The sequence below is a fragment of the Bacteroides sp. 14(A) genome (genome assembly GCF_000526555.1).
GTDB lineage: Bacteria > Bacteroidota > Bacteroidia > Bacteroidales > Bacteroidaceae > Bacteroides > Bacteroides cellulosilyticus.
Map to the genome: position 1 here is coordinate 119,662 of NZ_JAGH01000005.1, position 12,757 is coordinate 132,418.

The window sequence follows — 12,757 nt, forward strand, 5'->3', positions numbered from 1 at the left end:
ATGAAGATTTTACTAATAACACAGTATTTTTATCCTGAAAATTTTAAAAGTAATGATATTGCTTTTGAGCTGGTGAAGAGAGGACATGAAGTAGATGCATTAGTAGGTATCCCTAATTATCCAGAAGGTAAAATTTATAGTGGATATGGTCTCTTTAAAAAACGTCGGGAGAGTATAAAAGGAGTGAATGTATACCGTTCCTTTCAAATACCACGGGGTACAGGAGGTGGGTTAAAGTTAATGATAAACTATCTGAGCTTTGTTCTTTCTTCGTGTTTTAATGTACTTTTTTATTTTGCTTGGAGAAATTATGATGCAATAATTGTACATGAAGTCTCTCCAATATTTCAAGCATATCCTGCTATTCTTCTGCGGAAACTAAGAAAAGTTCCGGTATATTTATGGGTATTAGATATATGGCCTGATGCCATGATGTCTGGTGGCGGAATTAAAAATAAGAAAATCTTATCGTTTGTAAATAGATTGGTGGTAAATATCTATAGTCAATGTGACAGAATCTTAATTAGTAGTAAGCGTTTTACTGAATCTATTTTATCTAAAGGAGATTTTATTGATAAAATAAAGTATTTTCCGAATTGGAGTGATGATTTATTGAAAGCGGACTCGGAATATCCTATCCCTCAATTACCAGATGGTTTTAAAATAATACTTGCTGGAAATTTAGGGCACTCCCAAAATTTAGATGCAGTTGTTCAGTTGATTCTATCTTTAAGAGATATAAAGGACTTGAAATGGATATTTATAGGTAATGGAAGTGAAAAGGAATGGCTTGATCATTTTATAGAAGCTAATAAGTTGAGTGATACAGCATTTACATTAGGGCGTTTTCCACTTGAAGCAATGCCGGGATTCTTTAAAAAGGCTGATGCTTTGCTTGTTACTTTACGATCAGGATTCCCTCATTTGGGAATGGTAGTTCCTGCACGTTTACAGGCATATATGTCTGCTGGAAGACCTGTTTTAGCAATGATTGGTAATGGTGGGGCAGACGTGATAAAAGAAGCTAATTGTGGTTATGCTGTTCCTGCGGGAGATTATGAGGCTTTGGCTACTATAATTCGAAATAATGTACTGGTGAATAAGGAGGCTTTTGAAACTTTGGGACATAATGGTCGTTGCTACTTTGAAAGAGAATTCCAAAAAGATATCTGTATAGATAATCTGTGTCGAATACTCAAAGAGGATTTTTAATTAACTATGATGAAAAAACTAAGTTTAACATATCGTTTCCTTCGTTTTATAGGTTTAAATTATTCAGAGGAGGAATATGGCGATGTCAGTCTATTTAAAGTTATTGGAAAATTTTTTGGAAACATGTATCATGCTTTTTTATTGAGTATGATGAATTGGGTTATTTTTGAACCAATAAATCCGAGAATGTTACGTCCTTTTCTATTGAGGAGACTTGGCTGTAAGGTAGGTAAGGGAGTATTTATTGGAGATCATGTTGTTGTAGATGAGAATCATGCAGATCATATAATATTAGAAGATCATGTGCATATAGCTAGTGGTACTCGTTTGTTATGCCATCAAAGAGATTTGTCTAATTATTGTGTTGGAGATGATTATGCAAAGCTTGGTTATAAACTAGGTATAATCCATATGAAAAAGGGTAGTTTAGTTGGTATGGAATCATTTATTATGCCTGGTGTTACTATTGGTGAGGGGGCAATAGTTGGTGCTGGTTCTTTGGTTACAAAAGATATTCCAGCATGGACAGTTGCTGCAGGTAGACCTGCTAAGGTCGTGAAAGAAATTCCTCAGAGAATTTCTGTAAAATAATCTAGTAAATATTATTGTTTTGAATATACTAACCTTCGACATTGAAGACTGGTATAATTGCGACTTTATCTCAGGTGATTTCAATTGGGATAAACATGAAGTGCGTATATATCAGGGAGTGGACCGTATTCTCACAGAATTGGAGAAACGGAATCAAAAAGGAACATTTTTTTGCCTTGGCTGGATTGCGGAAAGACATCCAGATGTGATTCGTTCTATTCAAAAGCAAGGGCATCATATAGGTTGTCATTCCTACCAGCATGAGTTGTCTTTCCGTTTTGATGAGAAGACATTTAAAGCAGATACATTGAAGGCGAAACGCCTGATAGAAGATGTAACGGGAGAGGAAGTGAATGCATTTCGTGCCCCGGGATTTTCTATCACTAAGAATAATACTTGGGCGCTTTATTGTTTGGCAGAGATGGGATTCAGATATGACTGTTCGATGTTTCCTGCTCCTCATGATTATGGTGGTATGCCAAGTTATGGAGAAGGTGTTCCGAAACGCATTGATGTTGGTGATGGAAGGATTATCAAAGAGTTTCCTATAAACATCCATCGGATAATGGGCAAACATATTGTTTTTTCCGGTGGTGGTTTCTTCCGTTTGTTTCCTTACTGGCTAATTAATCATTGGGGAAGACATAGTGATTACATGATGACTTATTTTCATCCGAGAGATTTTGATGAAGGACAACCTGTCATGAAGAACTTACCTGCTGTACGTCGTTTTAAAAGTTATGTGGGTATAAAAGGTGCGTTTACTAAGTTTCAACGACTATTGGATCACTATGAATTCTATAATGTGGAACAGGCGGATGAACTGATAAATTGGGATACTATTCCTATAATACAATTAGATAGTTTAAAATAAGAGAATCATGAATATATTAATTACAGGTATTCACGGTTTTGTGGGCTCTAATCTTGTTATTGCCTTAAAAAGACACTATTCCCTTTATGGTCTTGATATTGTTGCCCCTGAAAAGGAGGGGGTGGTAAAGACTTTTTCTTGGAAAGATATTGAAACAACTTCTTTTCCCATGCAACAATTACCAAAGTTTGATGCTATCATCCATTTGGCAGGCAAAGCGCATGATACAAAGAATCGGTCTGCTTCTCAGGTATATTTTGATATCAATACAGGGCTGACACAGAAGATATTTGATTTCTTTTTAGAATCATCTGCGAAGAAGTTTATCTTTTTCAGTTCTGTGAAAGCTGCCGCAGACAGTGTAGTGGGGGATATGCTGACAGAAGATGTGATACCGACTCCGGTTGGTCCTTATGGAGAAAGTAAGATTGCAGCTGAAAGTTATATAAAGGAGCATTTTATTTTACCTACCACCTCCTCCGGGTACTTACCCCCTCTTAACTCTCCCGTTAATCGGGGAAAAACAACCTCTCCGGAGGAGGAGAATGTAAGATACTCTGATAAGCGAGTGTATATCTTGCGTCCTTGTATGATCCACGGTCCTGGTAATAAGGGTAATCTGAACTTGCTTTATAATGTGGTAAAGAAAGGTATCCCCTGGCCTTTAGGCGATTTTGAGAACAAGCGTTCTTTTACTTCTATAGATAATCTTTGCTATGTAGTGGAAGGTTTGTTGACAAAAGACGTAGCGAGCGGTATTTATCACATGGGTGATGACGAAGCTTTGTCTACGAATGAACTGATTGCTCTTATGTGTGAAGCTATGGGTAAGGAGCCTCACATCTGGAAAATGAACAGAAAAATGATGGAAGGTTGCGCAGGCTTGGGTACGCTGCTTCATTTGCCTTTGAATACAGAACGGCTGAGAAAACTGACTGAGAATTACGTGGTAAGTAATGAGAAGATAAAATCAGCTCTTGGTATTGACCGGATGCCTGTCCGTGCGGCGGATGGAATAATGAAAACAATACGGAGTTTCTAACCTATTTATAAATTGTAAATCGTGTATTATATCATTATATTAGTTCTGCTCTTTGTAGCAGAACTTTTTTATTTTAGAGTAGCTGATAAGTGTAATATCATTGATAAGCCCAATGAGCGTAGTTCTCATTCACGGATAACTTTGCGTGGTGGCGGTATAATCTTCTATTTTGGAGCTTTAGCCTATTTCCTGAGTAATCATTGGGAGTATCCATGGTTTATGTTGGCATTGACTCTGATCACTTTTATCAGTTTTGTAGATGATATCCGTTCTACTTCCCAAGGTCTGAGGTTGGTGTTTCACTTTACTGCTATGGCTCTAATGTTTTACCAATGGGGCTTGTTTTCGCTTTCCTGGTGGTGGATCATTATAGCTTTGATTATTTGTACGGGTATCATCAATGCTTATAATTTTATGGATGGCATCAATGGTATCACAGGTGGTTATTCATTGGTTATCCTTGGTGCATTAGCTTATATCAATTCTGAGATCACTACGTTTGTTGAACCGGCTTTGATTAATACCGTTCTTTGTTCAGTCCTGGTCTTTTGTTTCTTCAATTTCCGTAAGAAGGCGAAGTGTTTTGCGGGTGATGTCGGTTCTGTGAGTATCGCTTTTATTCTCCTTTTTCTGATAGGGAAGCTCATCATTAAAACAGAAGATTTCAGTTGGATAATCCTGTTATCCGTTTATGGTGTCGATAGTGTTCTGACTATCATTCATCGCCTGATGCTTCATGAGAACATCGGTTTGCCCCACCGAAAACACATGTATCAATTGATGGCAAACGAGTTGAAAATACCTCATGTTGGGGTATCATTAATTTATATGGGGGCACAGGCTTTGGTCATATTAGGTTATTTCTGTTTCGTGAGATATGGTTATTGGTATTTGTTGGGAATAATTGTATTGTTGAGTGGCATTTATGTGTTGTTTATGAGAAGGTATTTTCATTTGCATATTCAAAAGGGAAAATAAAAATGAGTCTCCGGCTTTAGGAAACAATGCGATGAATATCTAAATAAAAATATCCTGTTTTTTTTTATAATAACGGGCGGTAAGACGGTAGCTTGATAAACTATCTCTTACCGCCCGTTTCTTTTTTTATAGTTTAAAATTCTACAACTTTTTTTCTATCCTTATAACTTTATTGTATATTTGCCGAAACAATTCTATATTCACTGAATGGGCTTATTTAGGAAAATAATATATAGTTTTTTTCTTTTCTTACTGATATCCATTTGGGGGCTTTCATCAGCCTTTGCGGTGACTGGAGAACACCCAGTACTGATTATCAGTTCGTATAATCCGGATGCTCGTCAGACTTCCGGAAATATATACGATTTCATGGAAGAGTTTGAGCGTCTGGGTGGAAAAGCTCCGATAGCCTTGGAAAACATGAACTGCAAAAGCTTCTCCGAGTCGCCACAGTGGAAATCGAAAATGGCGGAGATACTGGATAAGTATGAGGGAAAGCGCGCGCCTGTATTACTTGTTTTAATTGGTCAGGAGGCATGGGCTGCCTATCTGTCGCAAGCAGATTCTATACGTGGAAAGTTCCCGGTACTGACTTCGTTGGCAAGCCGCAATGCCATTATTCTTCCGGATGATTCTGTAAATCTGAAAACATGGATGCCTGGTGCAGTGGATTTCTTTAATGACTTTACTGATTCTTCAGTCAAAGCCGGTTTTGTTTATGAATATGATGTGGAAGCCAATATCAATCTGATAAAACACTTATATCCGAATACTAAGAATATAGCTTTTGTTTCTGATAACAGTTATGGGGGCGTTTCCTTGCAAGCCCATGTAGTAGCGGAGATGAAGAAACATCCGGAGTTAAATCTGATTCTACTGGATGGACGTACCAATACGATTTATACCATCAGTGATAAGCTTCATGAATTGCCCCCGAATACAGCTTTGTTGATGGGTACCTGGCGTGTGGATATGTACGACGGATATTTTATGCGTAATGCAACTTATACCATGATGGAAGCTGCGGGTGATGTACCTACATTTTCCATTAGTTCTGTCGGTATCGGTTATTGGGCTATAGGTGGAGTGACACCCTCTTATCGGCCATTGGGCAAGGATATGGCGTATCAGGCAGTCCGTCTGCTGCAAGGAGCTGACAGTGATCGTATAGAAGTAGAAGTCATCCCTAATAAAGTGATGATGGATAGTAAGATTGTGAAGGAAAAGCGTCTGGATCTGTCTTTTATTCATCAGCCGATAGAAATGGTGAATGAAAATCCATCGTTCTACGAACAATATAAATATCATATCTGGACTGTTGCAACCATTTTAGTCGTGTTATCTGCGGGGTTGTTTGTTTCATTGTACTTCTATTACCATACCAAAAAGCTGAAAGATGAACTGCAAGAGTCGGAGAGTGCTTTGAGAGATGCGAAAGACCGTGCAGAAGAGTCCAGCCGTCTGAAGAGTGCCTTCCTCGCCAATATGAGTCATGAAATCCGTACTCCGCTGAATGCAATTGTGGGATTCTCGGATGTGTTGGCTTCCGGGGGAAGTTCGGAAGATGAACAGCAGGGGTATGTTGATATCATTAAAACCAATTCTGATTTGCTGCTCCGCTTGATAAATGATATTCTGGATGTTTCCCGTCTGGAGGCGGACCGGGTTACGTTTACATTTGAGGAATGTGATGTAGTGCCGTTGTGCCAACGCGTTTTGGCTTCCGTCAGTCAGGCTCGCAAGTCAGAAAATGAATTTATCTTTGAGTGTGACCGTGAAAGCATGGATATGCGCACTGACACTCAGCGTCTGCAACAGGTTATCATAAATCTGCTTTCCAATGCCGATAAGTTTACCCGGAATGGTAAGATTACTTTGGGGCTGAAAGTCGATGAGAAGCAGAGAGAAGTCCTGTTTTCTGTCTCGGATACGGGTACAGGTATTCCTTTGGAAAAACAGAAGCTTGTATTTGAGCGATTCGAAAAACTGAACGAGTACGTACAGGGCACAGGATTGGGACTTTCCATCTGTAAGTTGACCGTAGAGAAGTGGGGAGGAGAGATCTGGGTGGATCCGGGATATACGGATGGGGCAAGATTTGTGTTTACACATCCATTAGACATCGAACAACCAAAGAAATAACTAATAACTATGAAGAGAGTTTCCTTTTTTTTAGGGTGGATATTCCTCCTGATAGTAGCTGTATCAGCTCAGGATAAGATCGTAAAGCTGAAAATAGTAGAGACCAGTGATATACATGGGAACTATTATCCTTATGATTTCATACTCCGCCATGAGGCTGGAGGAAGTTTGGCGCGCATACATGCTTTTGTGCAGAAAGAGCGCGAAGTCTATAAAGATAACCTGCTTCTATTAGATAACGGGGATATTCTGCAAGGCCAGCCTTGTGCCTATTATTACAATTATATTGACACTGTTTCTCCGCATCTGGCAGCTGAAGTGTTGAACTATATGCAGTATAATACCGGCAATATGGGTAATCATGATGTGGAGACCGGACGTGCCGTGTTCGACCGTTGGGCAGACGACTGCAAGTTTCCCATTTTAGGCGCTAATATTATTGATACGGCTACGGGAGAGACTCATTTCAAACCTTATGAAGTATTGGAGCGAGATGGCGTGAAGATCGTAGTGTTGGGTATGATTACTCCTGCTATTCCTGTATGGTTGTCGGAGAACTTATGGAAAGGACTGCGCTTTGATGATATGGAAGAAACGGCTCGCAAATGGATGAAGATTATCCGGGAAAAAGAAAAGCCTGATCTGGTGATCGGTATTTTCCATGCCGGACAGGATGCATTGCTGATGGGCGGTAAGTATCGTGAAAATGCTTCTGTAGAAGTAGCTCGTAACGTTCCCGGATTCGATATCGTCCTGATGGGACACGATCATGCCCGTGAATTGAAGAAGATTAAAAATATAGCCGGAGATTCTGTCTTGATTATGGATCCCGCAAGCAAGGGAATTGTTGTGGCAAACGCAGATGTAACTTTGAAACTTCGAAAAGGAAAAGTCATAGAGAAGCATATTGACGGTGCTTTGACGGATATGAAAGATTATGCTGCAAGTGAGGATTTCATGAAGCATTTTGCTCCCCAGTTTAATGCGGTGCAGGATTTCGTATCCAAGAAAATAGGCAGCTTCACAGAGACCATTTCCACGCGTCCTGCCTATTTCGGTTCTTCTGCCTTTATTGACCTGATTCATTTGTTGCAGCTTGAAATAACCAATGCTGATATATCGCTTGCTGCGCCCCTGTCGTATGATACGGAAATTAACAAGGGGGATGTGTTTGTGAGCGATATGTTCAACTTATATAAGTATGAGAACATGCTCTATACCATGAAACTGTCCGGTAAGGAGGTGAAGGATGCGCTGGAAATGTCATATAACTTGTGGACGAATCAGATGAAATCAGCTGATGACCATCTGTTATTGTTCCGCAAACAGCGTCGTGAAGGTGCAACGGATCGTGCTTCTTTCCAGAATTTTAGTTTTAACTTCGATTCGGCAGCCGGCATCATATATACGGTAGATGTAACAAAACCGAAAGGGGAGAAGATTACTATTATCAGTATGGCTGATGGCACTCCTTTTTCTATGGACAAGATGTATAAAGTAGCACTGAATTCATACCGTGGTAATGGTGGTGGAGAATTGTTGACTAAGGGAGCCGGGATTCCTCAAGATGAATTGAAAGGGCGTATCTTGTTCTCTACAGATAAAGATCTGCGTTATTACTTGATGCAGTATATAGAGAAAAAGGGTGTGATTGAGCCACATGCATTAGGGCAATGGAAATTTATTCCCGAAGAATGGGTAGAGCCTGCCGCCAAAAGGGATTATGAATACTTGTTTGGAAAAGTGGAAAAATAATCGCTATCTTTGCAGTCGCAAATTTTAAAAGGGTGGTAGGAACGTGAACAAAGAGATGAAAAGAATTATAGGAGCTGTATGCTTGTTGGTGCTGTTTGTGGCATATCAGACAAGTATTACAGCTTTTACTCATGTTCACTATGTCAATGGAGTCATCATTACGCACTCCCATCCGTTTCACGGTAAACATACACACTCCAAATCCGAACTTCTCGTTATTGGTCGTTTGTCAACTTTCCAGGCTCCGGAGGTTGATGTATATGAAGATCTGCACCCCATGCGAATACTTCTGGCAGTGCTGGAAGCAGAACAGGTGTCGCCTTTGATAAAAGGAGGGGGAAAACAGACTATTTCTCTTCGTGCTCCGCCGGCGCTCGCGGCGTAAATGATAATTTAGCGGCGAGGGAATGGGTACGCGGACTACGCGGATAAGGCGGAGGAACGCGGACTTTAATCTTTTAGACGCGGATGACACGGATGACGCGGATTTTTAAAGCTGCGCTATACATACCGGCATATCACACCGAAGGAAAAAAGAATCCGCGTCATCCGTGTCATCCGTGTCTGAAAGATTACTTGCACGCCGAAGGAGAACCTTGCTCCAGCGCTACGCTGGTAAATTATCATTTATAAGCTTACTCTCAGAACTTGCTTATGCACCAAGTTCTTTTTTAAGCGTTACTTAATTTTTATCAATACATACATTTTTTGAGCGCAAATTAATGAAAAAACATATACTTGCGCTGGTGCTTACGGTGGTTTGCATCAGCCTCTATGCTGTAAATCCTATAAAGGAAGGCAACATGATTTCCGGTCACGTGATTGTGAAAGGAACAGAAGAAAATATACCTTATGCAACTATATTGATTAAAGAAAACGGCCAGGGAACAGTCTCAAATGAAGAAGGCCAGTTCGAATTTCGCAAGCTTCCTGCCGGAAAATATACGCTTCGTGTATCAGCTGTAGGTTATAAGACACAGGAAAAAGAAGTAACTGTCAGTAAGGATTTTACCGCAGTTGTGCACTTCCCGATGGCGGAGGAAAGCTTCATGACTGATGAAGTGGTTGTATCTGCCAATCGCAATGAAGTGAGCCGGAAGAATGCCCCGGTTGTTGTGAATGTGATGAGTACCAAACTTTTTGAGATGGTGAACTCCACCGACTTGGCAAAGACTCTGAATTACCAGTCCGGCTTGCGTGTAGAGAACAATTGTCAGAATTGCGGTTTTCCCCAGGTGCGTATCAATGGTCTGGAAGGCCCGTATTCTCAGATTCTGATTAATAGTCGTCCGATCATTAGTGCCCTTAGCGGCGTGTATGGACTGGAGCAAATTCCTGTAAATATGATAGAGCGGGTAGAAGTTGTACGTGGTGGTGGCTCTGCCCTGTTCGGAGCGAATGCAGTGGGAGGTACTATCAATATTATCACCAAAGACCCTATCAGTAATTCCTTCCAAGTTTCCAGTATGTTTTCGTGCATGGACGGACAGTCGTGGGAGCAATATATGGGCGGTAATGTCTCCTTGGTTGCTAAAGATAATTCCTATGGTATTGCCTTGTATGAAAGCTATCGCAACCGTAATCCCTATGACCGTGACGATGACGGCTTCTCCGAACTCGGTAAGCTGAACATGAATACCTTTGGTTTCCGTGCTTACTATCGTCCTACACACTTCAGTCGCATCAATTTGGAATATCATACAACCAACGAGTTCCGACGCGGTGGCAATAAGTTTGATTTGCAGCCCCATGAGTCCGACATCACAGAACAGACCAAGCACATCATCAATAGTGGAGGTGCCAGCTACGATCTGTTCTGGCGTGAATATAAGCATAAAATATCTCTTTACGGCTCTGTGCAGCATACAGACAGAAACAGTTACTATGGGGCTCAGCAAGACCTGAATGCTTATGGTAAGACTGATGATCTGACCTGGGTTGCCGGTGGTATGTATGTTGGTAATATGAATAACTGTTTCTTTGCTCCGGCCACTTTTACCGGTGGATTGGAATATCAGAATAACTCCCTGCATGATGTCATGACCGGTTATCACCGTGATATGAAGCAGGATGTACGTATTGCCAGTGCTTTTGTTCAGAATGAATGGAAGATGAGTCAGCTTACCATGTTGGTAGGTGCCCGCCTTGACAAGCATAATCTGATAGACAAACTAATTTTCAGTCCGCGCGTCAATTTCCTCTATAAGCCGACTGAAGATTTTCAGGCTCGTCTGACGTATTCTACCGGTTTCCGTGCACCACAGGCTTATGATGAAGACTTGCATGTGACCGCTGTAGGCGGTGAGGGCGTTCAGATTAAGCTGGCTGACAATCTGCGTGAAGAGCGCTCTAATAGTTACAGCGGTTCTATAGATTGGAGTACATACCTCGGACACTGGCAGGCAAACGTTCTGTTGGAAGGTTTCTACACAGATCTGCGCCATGTATTCGTGTTGGAAGATATCGGTAAAGATGAGAACGGTGACAAGATAAAAGAACGTCGCAATGGTAGTGGAGCACGTGTATACGGTGTCAATCTGGATGCAAAGCTGGCTCATGGCAAAGAAGCGCAGTTCCAGTTAGGTTTCACGGCACAGCGTAGCCGCTATACGAAAGCTGAAGTTTGGACCGAAGTAGATGATGAAGAGTTGACCACCAAGCGTATGATGCGTACACCGGATTACTACGGTTATTTTACTTTCTCTTCTGCGCCGTTGAAGAACTTTGATTTCTCTTTGTCGGGTATCTACACCGGTAAGATGATCGTTCCTCACTATGCACCGGTAGATGCTCCTGAAGGAGCTTTCTGTAATATCGAGAAAGACCGTATGGAGAATACTCCCGATTTCTTCGATCTCAATCTGAAGTTGAATTACACTTTTATTTTGCATGACCATATCAAGTTGCAACTCAATGCCGGTGTACAAAATATCTTTAATAGTTTCCAAAAAGACCTGGATAAAGGGGAGTTCCGCGACTCCGGTTACTTTTACGGACCTACACAGCCGAGAACGTTTTTTATCGGTTTTAAGATTATGAATTAGATTAAGGTCTAAATTTAATATTGCGGGGGCTTCCGAAATTATTGCAAGGGCTTATGAATTTATTGTAAGAGCATAATTTCAGAAGCCCTTTCTTATACAAATGTTCCTTTTTTCTTTTTTTTAGGAGATTTCGGACGGTTTTCAGCGAAATATTGCTTATGTTTGCCGCGTAATTAAGAAAGGGAGATGAAAAATATAAAGAACGTAGACATAGCAACTATTCGCCGTTTTCCGGCAATGGATTTTATCGGGAATGATTTTGCCATATTCGACAATATAGGAGATATTCCCTTGTTTGGTTACCCTACGCGTCTGAATGCGTCTTGCCTGACACTTTGCCTGAAAGGGCATTGCCGGATACGCATCAATCTGAAAGAGCATGAACTAACCGCAGGTGTCCTGGTGGTCACGCTGCCCGAGCAGATATTGCAGCAAGTGGAGCGCTCGGATGATTTTACCGGAGTTTTCATTGTAGTATCCGGACAGTTCATTGATGATGTACTTCCTACGGTGCAGCAGTTGTTCCCTTTGTTTTTCATGATTAAGGAACAGCCCTGTGTACACCTTAAACCGGAAGAGATGGATGCCATTCAGGAATATTATTCTTTCCTTCAGAAGAAAGTAAAACTGAAGGACAACCCTTTCCGTAAAGAGATTACACAAGGATTGATTCTTTCTTTGTTTTATGAGATATATAGTATCTATCAGGGCAATGAGCCTGCGGTCAGAAAAACGAAAACTCGGAAAGAAGATCTCTTTGAACGTTTTATTCGTTCGATTTCCGAATCATATAAGGTAGAACGAAGTGTGGCTTATTATGCCGACAAGATGTTCCTCACAGCCAAGCATCTTTCTACAGCTGTAAAAGAAGTGAGCGGAAAGACAGCCGGTGAATGGATTGACAGTCTTGTTATTCTGGAAGCCAAAGCTCTGTTGAAATCTTCTGAAATGAGTATTCAGGAGATCTCGGACGAGCTTCATTTTGCCAATCAGTCTTTCTTTGGCAAATACTTCAAGCATCATACAGGTATGTCTCCGAAAGAATATCGTAAGCAATAGTACACAGTGTCGGAATATTCTTTATTTTTGCAGCTATCAAATACTCTCAAAAATAAGAAA

The 12,757-nt window shown here is 40.8% G+C and carries 10 protein-coding genes; all 10 read left to right on the forward strand.

From position 1 onward, the window contains the following. The 10 genes from K429_RS0123200 to K429_RS0123245 all read left to right on the forward strand — a co-directional run bounded on the left by K429_RS0123200 (position 1) and on the right by K429_RS0123245 (position 12,697). On the forward strand, positions 1 to 1,212 hold the full coding sequence (locus K429_RS0123200; RefSeq protein ID WP_029328262.1) for a glycosyltransferase family 4 protein: 1,212 nt from the start codon (positions 1 to 3) through the stop codon (positions 1,210 to 1,212). A 6-nt stretch (positions 1,213 to 1,218) separates the two neighbouring features. Continuing rightward, complete coding sequence (locus K429_RS0123205) at positions 1,219 to 1,803, forward strand: DapH/DapD/GlmU-related protein (protein ID WP_029328263.1); 585 nt, start codon at positions 1,219 to 1,221, stop codon at positions 1,801 to 1,803. A 19-nt stretch (positions 1,804 to 1,822) separates the two neighbouring features. After that, complete coding sequence (locus K429_RS0123210; protein WP_029328264.1) at positions 1,823 to 2,677, forward strand: polysaccharide deacetylase family protein; 855 nt, start codon at positions 1,823 to 1,825, stop codon at positions 2,675 to 2,677. Between the two features lie 7 nt (positions 2,678 to 2,684). Continuing rightward, the gene (locus K429_RS0123215) at positions 2,685 to 3,719 is read left to right on the forward strand and encodes an NAD-dependent epimerase/dehydratase family protein (protein ID WP_029328265.1); all 1,035 of its coding nucleotides are present in this window, start codon (positions 2,685 to 2,687) and stop codon (positions 3,717 to 3,719) included. 21 nt (positions 3,720 to 3,740) lie between these two features. Continuing rightward, a complete protein-coding gene (locus K429_RS0123220) occupies positions 3,741 to 4,697 on the forward strand; it encodes a glycosyltransferase family 4 protein (RefSeq protein ID WP_029328266.1) in 957 nt (318 codons plus the stop codon). A gap of 207 nt (positions 4,698 to 4,904) precedes the next feature. Further along, a complete protein-coding gene (locus tag K429_RS0123225; protein ID WP_029328267.1) occupies positions 4,905 to 6,839 on the forward strand; it encodes a HAMP domain-containing sensor histidine kinase in 1,935 nt (644 codons plus the stop codon). A 9-nt stretch (positions 6,840 to 6,848) separates the two neighbouring features. Beyond that, positions 6,849 to 8,594, forward strand: a complete 1,746-nt coding sequence (locus tag K429_RS0123230) for a bifunctional UDP-sugar hydrolase/5'-nucleotidase (protein WP_029328268.1) — start codon at positions 6,849 to 6,851, stop codon at positions 8,592 to 8,594. A 55-nt stretch (positions 8,595 to 8,649) separates the two neighbouring features. Then, the gene (locus K429_RS0123235; RefSeq protein WP_007215033.1) at positions 8,650 to 8,979 is read left to right on the forward strand and encodes a hypothetical protein; all 330 of its coding nucleotides are present in this window, start codon (positions 8,650 to 8,652) and stop codon (positions 8,977 to 8,979) included. A gap of 337 nt (positions 8,980 to 9,316) precedes the next feature. Then, positions 9,317 to 11,638, forward strand: a complete 2,322-nt coding sequence (locus K429_RS0123240) for a TonB-dependent receptor (protein WP_029328270.1) — start codon at positions 9,317 to 9,319, stop codon at positions 11,636 to 11,638. Positions 11,639 to 11,824: 186 nt separating this feature from the next. Beyond that, a complete protein-coding gene (locus K429_RS0123245) occupies positions 11,825 to 12,697 on the forward strand; it encodes an AraC family transcriptional regulator (protein WP_007213525.1) in 873 nt (290 codons plus the stop codon). The last annotated feature ends 60 nt before the right edge of the window (positions 12,698 to 12,757 follow it).